General features: G+C 55.6%; 15 protein-coding genes. 2 read left to right on the top strand and 13 right to left on the bottom strand.

Annotated features, from left to right (window positions below; translation table 11 throughout):
• Positions 1-15: 15 nt before the first annotated feature.
• From AC6I9Z_RS03680 to AC6I9Z_RS03660, 5 genes are read right to left on the bottom strand one after another with little or no spacing between them, the layout of a single operon-like run.
• Entirely contained in the window at positions 16-984 is a 969-nt protein-coding gene (locus AC6I9Z_RS03680; protein ID WP_461458778.1) for an alpha/beta fold hydrolase, read from the bottom strand.
• Entirely contained in the window at positions 977-1,375 is a 399-nt protein-coding gene (locus tag AC6I9Z_RS03675; protein WP_461458780.1) for a RidA family protein, read from the bottom strand. The genes AC6I9Z_RS03680 and AC6I9Z_RS03675 overlap by 8 nt, the downstream gene beginning before the upstream one ends.
• 2 nt (positions 1,376-1,377) lie before the next feature.
• On the bottom strand, positions 1,378-2,136 hold the full coding sequence (locus AC6I9Z_RS03670) for a crotonase/enoyl-CoA hydratase family protein (RefSeq protein ID WP_109355825.1): 759 nt from the start codon (positions 2,134-2,136) through the stop codon (positions 1,378-1,380).
• A 20-nt stretch (positions 2,137-2,156) separates the two neighbouring features.
• The gene (locus AC6I9Z_RS03665; RefSeq protein ID WP_461458782.1) at positions 2,157-3,281 is read right to left on the bottom strand and encodes an acyl-CoA dehydrogenase family protein; all 1,125 of its coding nucleotides are present in this window, start codon (positions 3,279-3,281) and stop codon (positions 2,157-2,159) included.
• Between the two features lie 29 nt (positions 3,282-3,310).
• Entirely contained in the window at positions 3,311-4,525 is a 1,215-nt protein-coding gene (locus tag AC6I9Z_RS03660; protein ID WP_461458784.1) for an acyl-CoA dehydrogenase family protein, read from the bottom strand.
• A 143-nt stretch (positions 4,526-4,668) separates the two neighbouring features.
• On the opposite strand from AC6I9Z_RS03660, the gene AC6I9Z_RS03655 reads away from it, so the two are divergent.
• Both AC6I9Z_RS03655 and AC6I9Z_RS03650 read left to right on the top strand, forming a co-directional pair.
• Positions 4,669-6,885: a molybdopterin-containing oxidoreductase family protein gene (locus AC6I9Z_RS03655; RefSeq protein ID WP_461458786.1), complete on the top strand. Its 2,217-nt coding sequence runs from the start codon at positions 4,669-4,671 to the stop codon at positions 6,883-6,885.
• Positions 6,886-6,903: 18 nt separating this feature from the next.
• Complete coding sequence (locus AC6I9Z_RS03650; protein ID WP_461458788.1) at positions 6,904-7,668, top strand: SDR family NAD(P)-dependent oxidoreductase; 765 nt, start codon at positions 6,904-6,906, stop codon at positions 7,666-7,668.
• A 286-nt stretch (positions 7,669-7,954) separates the two neighbouring features.
• Here the strand turns inward: AC6I9Z_RS03650 and AC6I9Z_RS03645 are convergent, their stop codons facing one another.
• The 8 genes from AC6I9Z_RS03645 to AC6I9Z_RS03610 all read right to left on the bottom strand — a co-directional run bounded on the left by AC6I9Z_RS03645 (position 7,955) and on the right by AC6I9Z_RS03610 (position 18,160).
• On the bottom strand, positions 7,955-9,322 hold the full coding sequence (locus AC6I9Z_RS03645) for an alkaline phosphatase PhoX (protein ID WP_461458790.1): 1,368 nt from the start codon (positions 9,320-9,322) through the stop codon (positions 7,955-7,957).
• 210 nt (positions 9,323-9,532) lie between these two features.
• Entirely contained in the window at positions 9,533-10,258 is a 726-nt protein-coding gene (locus AC6I9Z_RS03640; RefSeq protein WP_461458792.1) for a hypothetical protein, read from the bottom strand.
• A gap of 258 nt (positions 10,259-10,516) precedes the next feature.
• Positions 10,517-10,975, bottom strand: a complete 459-nt coding sequence (locus AC6I9Z_RS03635) for a MaoC family dehydratase (protein WP_109355830.1) — start codon at positions 10,973-10,975, stop codon at positions 10,517-10,519.
• Positions 10,976-11,001: 26 nt separating this feature from the next.
• Entirely contained in the window at positions 11,002-11,916 is a 915-nt protein-coding gene (locus AC6I9Z_RS03630) for an SDR family NAD(P)-dependent oxidoreductase (RefSeq protein ID WP_461458794.1), read from the bottom strand.
• Positions 11,917-12,030: 114 nt separating this feature from the next.
• On the bottom strand, positions 12,031-13,566 hold the full coding sequence (locus tag AC6I9Z_RS03625) for a WS/DGAT/MGAT family O-acyltransferase (protein WP_461458796.1): 1,536 nt from the start codon (positions 13,564-13,566) through the stop codon (positions 12,031-12,033).
• 97 nt (positions 13,567-13,663) lie between these two features.
• On the bottom strand, positions 13,664-15,814 hold the full coding sequence (locus AC6I9Z_RS03620) for a site-2 protease family protein (protein ID WP_461458798.1): 2,151 nt from the start codon (positions 15,812-15,814) through the stop codon (positions 13,664-13,666).
• On the bottom strand, positions 15,811-17,205 hold the full coding sequence (locus tag AC6I9Z_RS03615; protein WP_461458800.1) for an efflux RND transporter periplasmic adaptor subunit: 1,395 nt from the start codon (positions 17,203-17,205) through the stop codon (positions 15,811-15,813). Before AC6I9Z_RS03615 ends, AC6I9Z_RS03620 begins: the two co-directional genes overlap by 4 nt.
• Entirely contained in the window at positions 17,186-18,160 is a 975-nt protein-coding gene (locus AC6I9Z_RS03610; protein ID WP_461458802.1) for an efflux RND transporter periplasmic adaptor subunit, read from the bottom strand. The genes AC6I9Z_RS03615 and AC6I9Z_RS03610 overlap by 20 nt, the downstream gene beginning before the upstream one ends.
• Positions 18,161-18,162: the final 2 nt, after the last annotated feature.

Below are 18,162 nucleotides of genomic sequence, written 5' to 3'. Positions count from 1 at the left end.
GGACCTCTTTCTGGTTTATGGAAAATCCCACAAAGCCAGAACAGAGCGCAGCGCAGCCACAAATGCAAGAGGCTGATCGAGCATCAAGTGATGTTCCGCCTTGGGCACCGCGATCATCGGAATATGGACACCTCCCAACTCACGCAAATAGGCCGCGCTGTCGGCATCGAACAATCTGCTATTCTCGCCATAGATAATCGCCAGCCGGTGCGACAGATCGACTATCCGTTGCGGAGCCTGCCGCCACTTTTCTTGATCATTCTCGCTACGATGGAATACTTTTGGATTGAATTTCCAGGTCCAACCGCCTTCAACCCGGCGCATGCTGTGATAAGCCATATATTCCAGCAGAAACGGTGTCTGCACATCCTGCGGTGGGGCCAACACAAAACGTCCGCGCGCCGTTTCATAGTCGGGATAGACATTAGTTGGCCGATCCGACTTGCCGGAACCCGGAGGCCCTCCTCCGCCCTTGAAATGGGCAGCGAGTTTTTCAGGCCGCATGATCATCAGGTCGCAGATGATCAGACCGCCAAACCGCTCTCCGGCCAACTCCATCGCCGTGAGCGCGACGCCTGATCCAAAGCTGTGCGCAATGATCTTAGGTTTCACCGGACCGGAAAAAAGATCGAGCGCATCTGCAAGTGCGACCATGTCTTCGGCGCGCTGTGTCCCTTCAAACACGGCTCCAATTTCGCTTTCCCCCATGCCGGCAAGATCATAGGCGATAATGTCATAATCCTCCGCCAGAAAGGGCGCGATAAACGCAAAGCAGCGGGCATGGGCAAGAAATCCGTGTGTCAGTAGCAGCGGCGGATTGCCACGTTTGCCCCAGCGGAAATAGTGGACCTTTTGTCCGCCCACTTCGATAAAGGCTTCCTCACGCGGAACGTCCAAGGCTTCGGTAAACCAGGATGGCAGATCTTGGTCAGCAGACCAGAGATCAACAATATCTCCGCTGCCCGTCTCTATAGGGTCAGACAACCGCGATCGCCTCAATCTCTATCATCAGATCAGGCGACGCCAGCGCCGCGCAGCCGATCAAAGTGAAAGCGACCTGATTTCCGCCAAGGAACGCCATTATCTCGGGAAAGGCTTCCGCACCCTTTTCTTCGGTATAGTCAACGATGAAGGCGCGAGCAGATACGATATTCTCTGGCCCGGCTCCAGCCGAAGCCAGCGCCTTACCGAGATTGCTACTCGCCATCTTCGCCTGTTCGGCCAGATTATCGGGGGCCGGATCGCCACCCGGGGTCCAGGCCACCTGGCCAGAGATAAAAATCATCTTCCCCGGCTTACACGTCGTGACCTGCGAATAGCCCATCGAACCGGCATCCGGCAACGTATCGGGGTTGATCCGCTCGATATCAGACATGATTATTCACCTTTCCAATCGGGTTTGCGTTTCTCGGCAAAGGCACGTGAGCCTTCCTGTGCGTCTTTGGACATGAATACCGGGCCGGTAATTTCCGCTTGCTTTTTCCAGGCTTCTTCGCTGGTCCAGTCATAGCTTTCGTTGATGATTTTCTTGGTCGCTTTCAATGCCAGCGGGCCATTGGCTGCAACGGTCGCCGCCAATTCAATCGCTGCATCCAGAGCAGGACCATCGGTCAGACGATTTACAAAACCGACATCATAGGCTCGCTGGGCAGAGAAGAAATCACCGGTCAATGCCATTTCCATCGCAATGCGCTTGCCAACCAATTGCTGGAGCTTGATCACGCCACCCGCTGCTGCGACGAGCGAGCGCTTGACCTCTGGAATACCAAATTTCGCATTGCTGTTAGCGACGCAAAGATCACAGGCAAGAGCCAGTTCCAGACCACCTGCCAGCGCATAGCCTTCGACCGCCGCAATGATCGGTTTTTCCGGACCCTTTTCAGTGATGCCACCGAAACCATAGCCTTTCACCGCTGGCGTTTCGCCGCGAAGGAAGCCTTTCAGATCCATGCCAGAACAGAATGTGCCGCCTGCGCCGGTAATGATCCCGGCGTTGAGGCTGTTGTCATTGTCAAGCTGCTCCATCGCAGCACGGATGCCTTCCGCCGCTGCCTTGGTCATGGCGTTCTTCGCATCGGGCCGGTTGATGGTGACGATGATAAAACCGTCCTGAATATCTGTGAGCACTTCTGACATGTTGATCTCTCCTTTAAATCCTAATCAAATAGCAAGCCGGCCAGTTTCGACCGTTGGTAAGCAGCGTCGCCAATCAGCGCGCCGTCAAAAATCGCTTTGCGGCGATGCAGTTGTGCATCGCAATCATGGGTAAAACCAAAACCGCCATGAAACTGGATGGAGCGGTCGGCTGCTCGGCTATAGCTCGAATGCGCCTGAGCAGCTGCCATGCGAACCGCCACTTCGCCACGCCCCTGTTCGCCCCAACTATGGGCAGCGCTGTAGAGATGCGTGCGCGCCTTTTCATATTCGACATAATTGTCGACCGTCGGATGTTTCAATGCCTGATAGCTACCGATAATCTTGTCAAACTGCTTGCGCGTCTTGAGATATTCGAGCGTGTAGTCGATCACCGCTTGCGATCCGCCTGTCATCTCGGCCGCATGAATCAAGCCTGCGGCAAGTTCAATCTTTTCAATCGTTTCACGTGTCCGGTTGCCATCAAACAAGGCATCAGCCGATATCGTTATGCCATCGAGGGTGAGTTCAAAACTGCGTGCGGTTTCGTCGATTATGGCCTCGCGCCGCAATGCGCCGTCCGGCAATGCGCTGCGTTCGATCATGGCAAAACGGACATTCCCGTCCACCTCGACCGAAGTGATGATAAGCTCTGCACTATCGGCCCAGCGCACCAATTGCTTCTTGCCAGACAAGGCAATGCCGTCTGCAGTCTCTTTACCGATACTGGCAACATTGCCGAGATTCCAGTCACCATGATCTTCCCGAAGGGCCAGCGTTGCCGCCGTGCCCGCCGCAATTTTGGGCAGCCAGGCGGCTTGTTGCGCTTCGCTCCCGCCCGCCAGCAGAGCCTGGGCGGCTATGGTCGTTGAACCAAAAGGCGTGCTCAGAAGATTGCGCCCCATTTGCTCGGCAATGGGAACCACTTCCGCCATGGAAAGGCCAACACCATCATGTGCTTCGGGTATGGCTATGGCCAGCCAACCTAGTTCGCCAATTTCTCTCCAGACGTCCGGATCATAGCCGAGATCATCCTCCATCAAGGAGCGAACCTTATCTATAGGAGATTTGTCGCGGCAGAAGTTGGTTGCCACATCCATCAATTCAATTTGCTCTTCGGTCGTGCCGATATCGCCTAGGTTATTCATTTATCCGTCCTGATTTGTCTTGTTTAGGCTTAGCGTGTCTTTGGCAAACCAAGGGCATGCTCGGCGACAATATTGCGCTGAATTTCGGAAGTTCCACCACCAATTGTTGCGGAGAAGCTGTTGAGATAGCTGCGGTGCCAATAGCCATTATCCACCGCATTTTCGTCGCCGACATAATAGCCCGCCTTGGTCCCCTGAAAGCCCAGCGAGAACTCGGTCAGCTCGCGAATTAACTCAGTGCGCGCCAGCTTGTTCATCAGCGGCAGTCCCATGGGCTTGTCCTGCATGAGCTGTGGCATCCGGCGGCGGGTATTGTTGAGATTGAGCGCCTGGATATCGATCATATATTGCGTCATCTTGTCGCGCATCACCGGATCGTCGAGCAAGGGCTTGCCGTTGCGCATGGAGTTTTTCGCCAGTTCGACAATCTGCATGACATCCAGTTCCTTGACGAAATATCCGCCCACCGGTTTCACCTTGGCACCGCGTTCATATTCCAGCGTCTTCATCGCCATCGACCAGCCATTGCCCTCCCCGCCAAACAGACAGTCGGCAGAGATGCGCGCGTCGGTAAAGAAGGTCTGCACAAAACCATATTCCCCGGTCAGTTTCTTGATCCGGCTGGTGCTGATCCCTTCAATCTTCATCGGATTAAGGAAGAAGCTGAGCCCCTTATATTTATTCTCTGCTTCAAAATCGGTGCGCGCGAGCAGGATCATATATTTCGCCCGGTCGCCTAGGGAGGTCCAGATTTTCGATCCGTTGAGGACATATTCATCGCCGTCTTTGACCGCTTTCAACTGCGCATTGCCAAGGTCACTGCCATGTTCCGGCTCCGAAAATCCCTGGCACCAGATATCCTCGGCATTGAGCATACCTTTGATATATTTTTGCTTCTGTTCCTCCGATCCCAGATCGAGGATCAGCGGTCCGGCCCAGCCATTGCCAATCGCATTGAGCATGATTGGAGCGTCATATTTTTTCATCGCCCGGGTCGCCGCGCGTTGGAAATCGGTGTGCAGGCCGCCACCGCCATATTCTTTTGGCCAAGCCGCGCCGAGATAGCCTGCTTCATAGACCTTGCGCTGCCAATCGCGCAGGAAATCAAACTGCTGATCCGTTGACACCTCCATGAAGGTGAGCGGCAACATGAAGCCGGGATCACGAACGGTGTTCTCCTTGAACCACGCATCGGCGGCTTCGGTATATTCCTTTAGTTCGGCTGCATCGGGCTTGTCGGCCATGGCGCTTTGCTCCTGAGATTATCTTATCAATACGGTCAGTGGCAGCAAGGACCGCCATGCCCTATTTTTGGAATCGTTGCTGATTAATTGAACGATTAAATTTAAAAAAGCAATGGTCTGAAATATCAGTCAGGAGAGCGACAATGGCAATTGAACAGAAACATGTGATGTGTCGGGCCTGTCATGCCCATTGCGGCCTGATTGTCGATTTTGAAGACGGTGTCCCAATCAAGACCCATGGCGACAAGGATAATCCCGAGTTTGAAGGCTACAGCTGTATCAAGGGGCGTCAGCTTGCCAATTATCACAATTTCGATACGCGTTTGCTGACCAGCTATAAGGGCATGAAACACGGCCAGAAAGAAGCGATAAGCTGGCGCGCCGCTGCGAAAGAGATTGCGGAAAGAATTGAAGCCATTGTCGCCGAACATGGTCCGGACAGCGTTGCGTCTTATGTCGGCACCTTTGGCTATAACAATCTCAACGGTCATGCTTTCATATTGGCGCTGATGGATGCCATTGGTTCGACGTCGGTTTACGATAGCGTTACGATTGACCAGCCGGGTAAAGGCATTGCCCGCGCACTGGTCGGTCCATGGCTGGCCGGTGCGCCGCGTGTCGGTGACTGGGACGGGCTGATGTTGGTCGGCACCAATCCGATTGTATCGATGAACGGCGGTCTCGGTATGAATCCCGCCAAGAAACTGCATGATGCCAAGAAGCGCGGGATGCAGCTGATCGTCATCGATCCGCGCAAGACCGACAGCGCGCGCCAAGCCGACCTCCATTTACAATGCCGCCCCGGCGAAGATCCGATCATCCTCGGCGCAATTGCCAAGGTGGTGATCGAGGAAGGGCTCTACGACAAAGATTTCGTTGCCAATGATGTTGATGGTTTCGAAGCCCTCAAAAAAGCCACCGCACCTTTCGACCCGGCTTTGGCCGCTCAGCGTGCCGATGTGACGGCAGACGAGATCGTCCAGGCTGCGCGCATGTATGGCAGCTGGAATAAGGGCAGCATCAGCGTCGGCACCGGACCCAATATGGCGGGCGGCGGCAATATCACCGAATATCTCAACCTGTCGCTGACCTCGATCATGGGCCACTGGCTGCGCGAAGGCGATATTAACCGGCGCAGCGGGGTCTTTATGAAACCCGCCCCGCCCGTTGCTGCCTCGCCTGGACCGATGGACGCTTGGGGCTTTGGCCGCAAGCTGCATAGCCGCGATCTCGAGCAAAGTATTTCCGGTATGCCAACCGCGGCGCTGCCCGATGAAATCCTGACGCCCGGTGACAAGCAGGTCAAAGCGCTGATCTGTCTGGGCGGTAATCCAATGCTCGCTTGGCCGGATCAGCTCAAGACATTTGAGGCGATGAAAGCGCTCGACCTGCTCGTCTGCCTGGACCCGCGCATGTCGAAGACGGCAGAGCTGGCGGACTATGTGATTGCGCCCAAACTCCATTATGAAGTGCACGGCAATACCGCTGCACCGGAGCTGTATGGAGGCTTTGGCGCAGGCTGGGGTTTTGAGAATAATTATGCGCAGGCGAGCCCGCCGATCATGGAATCTCCGGAAGGGTCCGACCTGTGTGAGGAATATGAATTTCTCCACACGCTTGCCAGTGAAATGGACAAGCCGCTGACAATCAAGTCCTGGGCGCTGGTTTCCCATCCCCATGAGCGGGAGGAAAAAGCCACGACCTTTGAACCGGGTGAAACGCCCGATCCGATTACCGCGTGGAGTGCCGCACTCAATGGATCGCCGGTGCCGGTCGCCGATGTCTATTCCGACCCGGATGCGCACAAGGGCAAAATCATGGACGCGCAGGCGCTGATGGTGCAGCCCAAGCCTGCCGATTGGGAGGGAAAACTGTCAGTCGGCAATGCGGCGATGATGGAAGAACTGGCGGGTTATGCGCGGCGTCTCGGCCAGCCAGTGGAAGAAACTGCCTTCCCGATGCGAATGATTGGTCGGCGGATGACCGAAATTCACAACAGCAACTGGCATGAAGACCCGGTGCAACGCAAACGCGTGCCGCATCATCCAGCTTTTATGAATCCGGAAGACATGGACGCACTGGGCCTAAGCGAAAATCAACCGGTAGAAGTGGAATCCGCACGGGCCTTTATCAGCTGCGTGGCCAAGGCGGACAAGACGGTCAAACCGGGCTGTGTGTCGCTCCCCCATAGCTGGGGCACCAATCCGGATGAGAAAGAAGACCCCTTGGGCGAAGGCGGAAATACCGGACGCCTGTCTTTCAACGACCGCGATTATGACAAGCGCACAGGCATTCCGCTGATGAGCAGCATTCCGATCCGCGTGCGGGCGAAGCAGGAAGCACTAGAAGCCGCCGAATAATCCCATAAAGGAACCTTCATGACCAATCCCCTATTCGATCTCACCGGCGAAGTCGCCGTCATCACTGGCGCCGGTCGCGGCATTGGCGAAGGCATGGCAAAGACACTCGCTGACGCCGGTTGCAACGTGGTTTGCGCCTCACGCAGCATGGACGAAATCCAGTCCGTCGCTGACGAGATCAACGCCAGCAATACGGGCGGGCGCGCCATTGCGCAGGTCACCGATGTCACCAGCCGCGAAGATATGGAGGCGCTTGCGCAGCGTGCGGTCGATGAATTTGGCAGGCTCGACATCTGGGTCAATAATGCGGGCGGTTCGCTGGTTTCCGCGCCGTTGACCGAGCTTGATGAAGCCGAATGGGACAAGACCATGGCGGTCAACCTGACCTCGGTCTTTCACGGCGTGCGCGCCGCGTGCAAGCATTTTGGCGAAGGCAGCCGGATCGTCAACACCAGCTCGATGGCCGGCCAGGACCCCTTTCCCGGAAGTGGTCATTATAGCGCGGCCAAGGCAGGCGTGCTGATGCTGACAAAAACGCTCGCCCACGAACTTGGTCCCAAAACACGGGTGAACGCGATCCTGCCCGGCTTTGTCCCCACCGAGACGGTCAAAAAAGCGCTCAGCATGAAGGACGAGGATTTTATCGGCTTCGAAGACACGCTCGGCCTGCCCGCCGGACGTTTGGGCACACCGCAGGATATCGGTGCGCTAACGCTTTACCTGTGCGCACCCGCATCGGAATGGGTAACCGGGCAGTGTATCCGGATTGCCGGGACGCCTTGAGTCATCACTGACCTCTGAAAGCGGTGTTACTCCTGCGCCAAGTGTTTACACTCAAGGCTGATTTTTGTTCATCATGCCGATCATCAAAAACCACATAAAATCAAAATTTTAACTACAAATCTAACTCCAGCGAGTGTGACCTTTCAAAATCGCGCCCTCCAAACCGCAAAGCGATGTAAGCTTCCCAGTGTCAAAGAACCAGCTTGAACATAGCCCATGAGAGGGCCTGTAGGAAAGCGTTCGTTCCACCAGAATCACCCGATGATTTCCTACAGGATCGCTCTTATCAGGTGCTGATCACTTGATCCCATGGGCCGGTGATGGCGAATGTTGTGGATGGCGAATAGAGATTCACAAACATTGTCGATCCATCGGGAGAGAAGCACGCACCTGCAAATTCAGTTTGGATACGGGTTCTGCCAAACATGTAGGTTTTGCCATCCGGTGTGACCCCGCGCAGGTGATTATTGGTGATATCGGTATATTGATCTTCCGACACCATCAAATGACCCGACGGCATGACGCAAATATTGTCGCCCAAATTATAGATTGCGGGATCTTCGCTTTCCAGAAAAAGAGAAAGCTTGCCCTGTTTGCCTTTACGCCCTTCCGCCCTGCTCGGTTTGTAACGGAAAATTTGACCAAATTTCTTTGCGCCACCGCTGGTCGAAGTGAAGAAAAGTTGTTCTTCTTTTTCGTCCCAGAAAATCCCTTCTCCCCGCGCAAACAGGGTCGCGCCCAGTTTTGCTCCACGCTCACGCAACTCTCCGGCGCTTCTCTCAGGATTGTCCAGCGTGATCCAGCTTGCACGGTGACTATCCCCTAGATCAATCTGCTTGCCGTCCCAGTTACGCGTGTCTGAAATGCCTTTGAGTGCGAGCGCCTGAAGAATGCCGCCTTCGGCCAGCTTGCCTTTTACATGGGGTATGAAACGATAGAAGAGGCTGTCACCGCGATCTTCGGTCATATAGGCAATGCCCGTACGCGGATCGATACAGACGGCTTCATGGACGAAGCAGCCCATGGCTTTCAGCGGCACGGGGTCGACAAGACCTTTATGATCGGCCGGCACTTCAAAAATATAACCGTGATTCTTGTTTACACCTTCACCCTCTTCCAGAGCGCTTTCTTCACAAGTAAGCCAGCTACCCCAAGGGGTTATCCCGCCCGAACAGTTACGAACCGTACCCGCCAGGCTAAGATATTCATCAACAACCACACCCTTTTTCATATCATAGATCAGCGTGGTCGTACCGCCAGGAATGGGCATTTTTGATTCGTTGCTCAACCGGTCATAGGCTTTGAAATCCTCACCGACCTTGCTGCGAAAAGGGCCTTCACGCAATTGCCGGTGGTCCAATTCGTGATTGCGGATCAGGGCAACCTTGCCATCCCCCATGTCGATGCAACCCATTCCATCTGCGGCATTTGGCACAACCATTCCATCACTCATCAGATTGCCCAGCCGGGAAATCACTTTGTAAGAAAAGCCTTCCGGAAGATCGAGCAGACGGCCCGGATCAGGAAGCAACTCACCATATCCAGCAACTTCATTCTTTCCTGTGAAAGGCAGGTTCGCATAGGCACGCGTTGCAAGGCCAACGAAGGCCGCTCCGAGCATGGTTGCTCCAAACTGACGACGGGTAAAAATCATATCGGTACTACTCCTTCAAAGAATGCCCGGTCTGTCCAAATATCTGGGTGACAGATAGAATGTGAGACGCCAGCTTGCAAATAATGTATTCGCTAAGGTCTCCGGAACAGACACAGCTATCAGAAAAAGGGTCCCGGAAATAAACCCGGAACCCTTCATAAGATCGACAGTATTTGCTTTCAGGCAACCAATATCATCGCCACCCGCAATCTATTCCATGCGTTTTTTATAGCATTTCTTGAGCGCTTTTTCTCGCTTCTTCGGTTTGGTCAATGTCTCGGCTTCCGCTTTACATATTCCAAGTGGTGTATTTGCGAAGGCAGCCGCCATCGCAGCTTTTGAATCATATGCCTCTGACAAGCGGCCATCTGGAGTAAACTCCAAGGGCTGGGCAACCTGAGACATGAGTTCCCGGCCAACAGGCAGTCTTGCGCGTTTACCCGTAATGAAACCGGCAAAAACACCTATTGCAAGAACACCAACACCGGTTGCGACAGTATTCCCTTCACCTTCCTGCCGGAAACTCCCCGTAACAGGTATGCTCTGGCCGTCCAGTTCGACCGAGCGCATTGCAAATTCCAACTTACCGGATTTTCCAAAGGCACCTTTGCCGGTTCGCCAGGTTATTTCTGCTGTTGCGGGTGTGCCGCTAGGTATGACGACTGTGTCACCGACCCGGACATCCTCCAATACGGTCAGCCCAAAAGTATCGCCTGCGTCATGTGTGCTGCTGTTCACTTCTTTGGCCACAGCCAACTTCACAGGCGTCCCGTCTTTCAATGTCAACGGCTCCAGTTTCACGGGAAGAGCGATAGTTTCCTCAGGATAAATCGCGACCGGAGGTGCCGAATCAATTGCTTGCGGCTCTTCGACCTGTGCGTATGCAGGCGCGATGGTAGATGCGGCAATGGCCGCACTTGCGATAAGTGTTTTCATATTGTCCCCCTAATAGCATCTACGAACACTGATGCTGTCAAAGGAGAGCTAACTACCTTTACAGATATGTGCAACTTGTAAGAATATCCATTTTGGAGGTAAGGTTATTTTACCTGGTTTGAGCCAGATTCCCACATTACAGACAGCAAGTCGGCGGGCTGACAAAAACCTCGCAATATTGGCTTTTTCCAAGTTACAAAACAGAAAAGGGCCCCGGAAACCAATCCAGAGCCCTTCGCAAATTCGCTATGGTTGAGCTTATCCCACCACAATCATCGCCAACGAACGGGCGATCAAGGCTGGGGTTTCGATGCCGTCAATTTCCACCGTGACATCATAGGTCATCAACCAGCGGCCCGGCTGTTTTTCCACTGCATCAACAAGCACGTGGCGCGCGCGGACTTTTGATCCGGCGCGGACGGGGTTGAGGAAGCGGACTTTGTCATAGCCATAGTTGATGCCCATGACCGTGCCTTCGAGGCCCAAGGTGCAGCCATAGGACATGGCTGGCAACAGCGAGAGCGTCAGCAAGCCGTGAGCGATGGTACCGCCAAAAGGCGTGGCCTTTGCTTTTTCCTCGTCAATATGGATGAACTGGTGATCTTCGGTGCAATCGGCAAATTTGTTGATCCGGTCCTGACTGGCTTCAAACCATTCGGACACGCCGACTTCCTTGCCTTTCCAGTCGTCGAGTTCACTTGCATTAATTACTGGCATATTCTTTCTCCTGATTGGGGGGTCTTTTAACCCTTCATGACTTCCTGCATCCGGCGGAAGAATTTACCGCCCTGGCCGCCGCCATTGGCATATTCCTGCATCCCGGTTTCATCGAGAATCTTGTCGATATTTGCGGCAATGGCCTCGGCATTACGATCAGCTTCGGGAAGCCAGATACCCTCGGTTTCGAGGATTTTTGCGGCTGCGAAACCGCCGGCACCGGCCGTCAATATCGTCTTGGATGGCGCGCCATCGCTGCACAGATAGACCACCGCCGGCGTCACCGCTTCGGGAACCAGCAATTTCAAGGCTTCTTCCGGCATGATGTCTTCGGTCATGCGAGTCGCGGCGACCGGAGAGATGCAGTTGGTGTGAATGCCCTTGCCTGCGCCTTCCTGATGCAGGCTGTTCATCATGCCGACCAAAGCGAGTTTCGCGGCACCATAGTTGACCTGACCGAAATTGCCGTAAAGACCCGTGGAAGACGTGGTCATCACGATGCGGCCATATTGACGCTCGCGCATATGGTCCCACACCGCCTTGGTGCAATTGGCGCTTCCGGTGAGATGGACATCCATCACAAACTGGAAATCATCCATGCCCATTTTGTGAAAGCTCTTGTCGCGCAGCACACCGGCATTGTTGACGAGAATGTCGACATGGCCCCATTTGGCGATCGCATCGGCAACCATTTTCTCGACCGCTGGCATATCGGTGACGCTGCAACCAGCCGCCATCGCTTCACCGCCCTCGGCTTCGATCTCTGCAACCACCTGCTCCGCCACGGTTGCAGAACCGCCAGTGCCATCACGCGCGCCGCCAAAATCATTGACGACAACCTTCACACCGCGCCGCGCCAATTCCATGGCATGCTGCTTGCCAAGCCCGGCACCGGCGCCGGTGACAATGGCTACGCGGTCATTAAATTCTACTGTGCTCATGGGATTTTCGCCTCTTGCTGTCCATTGGGATGAATTAATCGCGCCGATGGATGCGCAATCCCATCCGGTGAGTCAAGCAAAGGCGTGCAGATTCACGCCCCAGATATCGAGCGATTATTTGGCGGTTTTCCTGCGACCCTTGCCTGCCGTAGCGGCACGCGAAGTCAGACGCTTTTTGGGTTTTTTTGCTGCAGCCTTTTTCGCTTTAGGTTTTTTGGGTGCAGCCGCACTCGCTTTCTTCGCCGCCGCCAACAAAGCCTTGAAGCTCTTATCAGCGAAATCAACATAGGCTGCAGGGTCCGGCAGCATCTCACGGTCCGCTGTAATCGTCAGCATGACCTCTCCATGATAGCTGGTGACAATATGGAAAACCCCCATACCGTCCGTCGGCAATCCCATGCCAAAGCTGCGTTTCAGCTCGGCCCCGGCAAAATACATTGAAACCGGCGGTCCCGGTACATTGGTAACAACCGTATTCATCTGAGGCGCAACGGTCTGCCCTAGCCCCATGCGCGCGGCGAGCTTGGTAGCCGCGGCCGTTAGGCCCGCCGGCATTGCGCCGCTCAATTCCATCAAGGTCCGCGCACCGACGGCTTCGACCATATGCTTGGAACGGTTTGTTTCCTTCGCCACGAATTCCAACCGTTTTGCAGCGTCGGCAATATGGGTACCGAGACCGACTGTCATCATCGACACCTGGTTCCCGCCAGCCGCTTCACCGTTGTCATCGCGCACCGAAATTGGCGCACCCGCTTTTAATGTATTATCCGGCAGCTCGCCCTTGCTTTCGAGATAGGCGCGCATGGTTCCACCAACCACGGTCAGCATCACGTCATTCACTGTCACGCCGGGAAAGGCGGTACGAATGGCCTTGATATCACTGAGCGGGAATATCTTGCCATCAAACACCCGGTGCGGGGTCAGCCGTTCACCAAAGCGGGTCTTGGGAATGCCGGTTGCGGCATCCTTTTGCTGTTTATTCTCTCTCGCGAAATCAAACATCCGTTTGGGAACTGGCAGCAGCTTGCCTAGCGTTTGCAGACCGCGCACCGGGTTGGCGATATTGTTCACCTGTGCCCGCATCAGCAGGCCGAGATCATTTGGCTTTGCTTCTGGCCGCCATTTTTTGTCCCATTTGCGCGGCTTCATTTTGGCATCAAGGTCATGCAACGCCAAAGTCATTTGCAGCCCGGATTGCCCGTCCACCGCCGCATGGTGAAATTTGTGCACCAGGGCGAAGCTGCCTTTGGGAATGCCCTCAACATTGTCGAGACCTTCGATGACGGTGAATTCCCAAAGCGGGCGATCCATGTCCAGAGGCCGCGCATAAATCCGTGCTGCCTGAATACAAAGCTGCCGCCAGTCGCCCGGCTGCGGCAAGGCAATGTGACGGACATGATATTCCAGATCGAAATTGTCATCCTCAATCCAGTAAGGATGGTCCAGATCGAGCGGTACTCGTACCAGTTTCTGACGGAATATCCGCGCGCCATCCAGCCGGCCTTCAATATAGCGCAATATGTCCTTGAACCCGACCTTTCCGCCGGGAGCGGTGGAGGGATCATAGATAAGCAGCTGGCCGATATGCATCGGCGTATTGCGTGTCTCCGTATAGGCAAACATCGCATCAAGCGCGCCTAATTGTTCCATGGACTTCCCCCTCGTGATTCTTGTTGAGACAAGCATAAATCAGATTGGTTAAAGAAGCGAATCGGTTAAGCAATGGGAAGCGCCGTGCGTTATCCGGTCAGTTGGTCAGGGAGGCCTCGCTTCGGAACAGCCGTGTCAATTTATCGAGCAAGCCACCCGCGACCGATCGACCGGTCGCAGCAATTTCAACGCTGCCCGGGGTTAGCTGCAAAGCCTCACCATCTTTATACGCCTTTTTCGAGGCAATCAGGCGCACGCGGTAAAGCGCCGTGCGCGGCCGCAAGATATTCTCGTCCTTGTCCGAAGCGATAGGACCGCCATTGACGGAGGCCAATATCGGTTGATCGATCCTTTCAACCGCGTTTGTTGATTTTTCGACCAGCTTGGCCGCCCGGGATGCTTGCACCGGATCATCCGGAACAAAGCGGCCACGCGCGTCTTTGGAAATGCGCCAGATATCGTCTTCGCTAACATAGGCCTGAATATCATAATCATCGGATGTGACGACATAGGCAATGGCTTCCGCCCCGCCGAGCCAGCGCCCGCTGTGAATATCCGGCGACAGGTCGGTCACAATCCCGGCAATCGGCGCGCGCAAGATGAGACGCTCACTGCGCAGTTCAAGACCGCTGAGCTGATCCTGTTCCTGCTTGAGTTCGCGTTCCAGCACCATGCGGTTAGACAGATCAATCTCGTCGGCTGCTCCACGACCAAATTGCAGCTGCAGATTGGCGATTCTGACCTTCGTGGCGGCAATCGACTGCTCCAGCTCCGGCGCGGACAGTTGAATCAGCGGATCGCCTGCGGCAACCCTGTTGCCATTTTCGACAAACAGCTTTTCGACCCTACCCGGATCACCCGCGACAATCGGAGAAGCCCCTATCGGAGTCAACACGGCTGGCGCGCTAATATGGCGGTCAAGTGGTAACAGGCAGAGCAACAGCACGATGCCGCTTCCAATCAGCAACAATCGCGTTCGCGATGTCGCCAATATCCGGTCTTTCATGCCGGCCCAGACCTTGAATTCAGCCATCACAGGACGGGCAATGAAGACGGCAATTTCAACAACGAACAGGATCACCCCGAGCAATTTGAAAAACAGCGTGTAGACCAGCAGCGCGATGCCGATAAAAAGAAACAGGCGGTAGATCCACGTCATCCACGCATAGACAATCATCCCGCGGCGCAATCGGTCCGGCACCTGTTCGGGTGCTTCATCACCGAGCGCGAACAGCATCTCGCGCAGCCGCCAGCGTCCGAGGGCAAAAGCGCGCGGTTGCAGATTGGGTACGCCGAGCCAGTCGGACAGCACATAATAGCCATCAAAGCGCATGAACGGATTGAGGTTGATCGCAAGGCTCATCACCCAGCTGGTCGTGGCGAGAATGAAGGCAACGCTGCGCAGCATGCCGTCGGGCAACAACACCCAGGCCATGGTTGCAAGACCCGCAATCATCAACTCGACCGTGACGCCGGCACAATCGATCATCAACCGCTGCTTGCGCGAGGTCAGCCGCCACGCGCCGGATGTATCGGTATAAAGGACAGGCATCATCACTAGAAAGCTGACACCCATGCTCGGCACACGGCAGCCAAAGCGCGTGGCCGTATAGGCGTGGCCCAGCTCATGGAGGATCTTGATGACAAACAGGCCGAGACCATATGCGATCAGGCCTTGCCAGCTGAAGAAATAGAGGAAGGATGCGAGGAAGCTGTCCCATTGCCGCGAAACCAGAAACAGACCGGTCAGCGCCAGCAAAGCAAAGAAGGTCAAGACCGGATAGGACCACAGCGGCGCGACCTTGTCGATTGTCCGTTCCAGAAAAGCCGCCGGCTTGACGATCGGGATGCGGATGAAGAGATAATTGTCCAGCGTCCATTTCCACCACGCCTTTTTGGCCGTTTCCCGCTGTTCCGTGAAGCTGGCAACGGTGTCGCCCATTGGCGTTACGGTGAGGCTGTTCGACAGGGAAAAGTCGACCACTTGGCCAAAGGCGGTGTTGATTTCATTCTCGTCCAGTCCTTCTGCGACAAGATCATCATTGACCTTCGCCAGATCCCCGGATGCCCAACGGGAGAGGATGCGATACTCAATCCGGCCCAGTTGGAAGAACAGATGCCGCACCGGGTCAAACAGGGTCCAGCTGGGCGCACCGGTAACCAGGGCTGCGCCAGGCTCAATCCGGAGCTCCTGCCGCAGTGGCGGCAATAAGGGCCGTTCCGGTTCGACAGGCGCAGCAGCAGTCATAGGCCGATAGTTTGTCTAAAGCTCGCAATCGGTCGCCTGAGCAGCGAATAGATGAGCGGCACCCACTCGCCATAAAGCTTGGCTGTCCCGCGCGAGCCGATGCGCGGATTGCCCGACGTCGGCTTGGCGGTCACGGCGAAAGCCAAAATGCCTTCTGCTGTCTGCCGCGCCTGATAGCTGGCATGTTCGACCTTGCCTTCAATCGCCCAGAGCGGCTGTGCATCAAGCCAGACTTTCACGCGCGATCCGCGTTCGAGCGCCATCTGTTCGGCGGCGGGCAAATCGATGCGCAGCGCGATCTGACCCGGATCGGCCACTTGCAAGATCGGATCGCCGACATTGACCGCGCGTCCTTCCCAGTCGCGGCGGTCGCTGTAAATCGCCATGCCGCCACGCGGGGCCTTTATCTGCGAAAGGCCCATGACATCATTGGCGAAATTATAGTCGGCCTGGGCCAGTTCATATTCCGCACGCAGGGTAGCGATCTCGCGGGTTTCGTCATCCTCGCCAAAGGCGGTGCTGGTCGACCGGTCTACCCGCGCCTTGGCCACGGCCAGTTTTTCCTGTGCGAGTTTCAGTTCGTTGGACAGCTTCACATCATCAAAGGACACGAGCAGCGCGCCTTCCTCAACGGCAGCATTGGGGGCCACATGGATGCGGGAAATGACACCGGAAAACGGGGCCGCAACCATGAACGGACGCGCGGCAACAACTTCGACAGGGGCCAATGCGGTCATGCGAACCGGGAAGAGCGCGATCACCAACAGCGCGACCAATATGCCGATTTTCTCCTTGCGGCCAAAACGGCCGATGCGTTTGACCGGCTTGTCTCCGGTCAGCGCCCGCCAGCTATGCGAAACGGTTTCCGACAGCCGTGTCAGCCGATAGCCTTCGCCTTCGCGAAATGGCGCCTCCCGCATGACCAACAGTGCGCCAAAGACCTTTTCCTCGCCGTCGAGCAAAGGTTGCCAACGGCATTCCCCATAGGGATATTCGACCAGCGCCGGATCATCGCTCATCGCGCCGACGGTGAAATCATGCGGCCGGTCCAGACCATTATCTTTGGCCAGTTTCGCGATCAGCTTTTCCATCGCCTGAATCAGCGGCGCATTGCGATCGACCGATGATATACTGGATGCACAGACGATATGAAAATCATCACCGATGCGCGGCTGGCGCGCGATGAACATCTGCTCATAAGGCAGGATACGGCGCATTTCATTGGCGACATGATAATGCAGTTCCGCCACGCCCGGCTGGCGGCGTATCTCGGCCTCAAATTGCAACAGGCTGGCGAGCATATTGGCATCGCCCGACAAGGGTGCTCCCCCAGAGGCTACCGGCAATATCGCAATCGGTGCAGGATCGGAATCAGGAGGGCTGGCGGCCATCGGCTTTTGCTGCTTCTGATTGGGTAGAGGCATTGGACGATGCTTTTTCCGCCGCGCTCTGTGCTGGTTTGTCCGACGGCTTCACAAACACGCCCGTGCCGCTCATCCCCGGCAAGACAAGGCTTTCGGTTTTGTCGACATTGCCGGTAACGCGGATGGTCTTGCTCACCGGATCGACCGAAGCGCCCAGCCGGGTAATCTGACCCGTCACATCCGCACCGGTTTCGTCGATTTTGAAAGTGAAGTCCGCGCCGGGACGCAGCCAGGTCAGCCAGTTGCTCGGAACGATCAGCTCGACCTCAAGATCGCCGCCGCTCTGGATCGTCAGCAATGGCTGGCCGCTCGCCGCTATCTCTCCGCGGCCTGCAATTTCTTCAACAACCGTTCCGGAAAAAGGAGCGTAGACCGCACAGTCTGTCAGGTTGGCCTTGATCGCATTGGCCTCCGCATTGGCCTTGCCGAGATTGGCCTTGGCCACGGCGACTTCATTCTTGCCAATCGCTTCATACTGGTCGAGCTCCACGTTCGTTTTGTACGTCACATTATAGGCATTGGCCGCCGCCTGTGCGGCTTTCAGCTCTGCCCGGATCGCCGAACAGTCAAATTGTGCGAGCAAAGCACCTTTGCGGAAACTTTGTCCCTTGCCAAAGGGCATGGACGTAATCCGCGCGGTCATTCGCGATGCAACGGTTGACTCCTGCTTCGGCTTGATGACACCGCGAACATCCGGATCAGACTTGGGTTCCGGCTTTTGCGCCTGTGCCTCTGTCGTTTCGGTTGGCTGTTCTTCCGTGGCGCTCATTGCCGCTTCATTGCTTGACCAATTGGGGCCATCACCGCTGCTGGCAATGCCCACACCTATGATTGCGGCCAGCGCAATGCCGCCACCCCATAGCCATGGAGCCTTTGATTTTTCCTCTATGTCCGGAGTCCCGTCTCCGGTTTCTTCGCTCATCA

This window comes from Parasphingorhabdus sp. (assembly GCF_059726685.1).
Note: the sequence above shows the minus strand (reverse complement) of the source record. Positions and strands in the feature narration are given on the sequence as shown.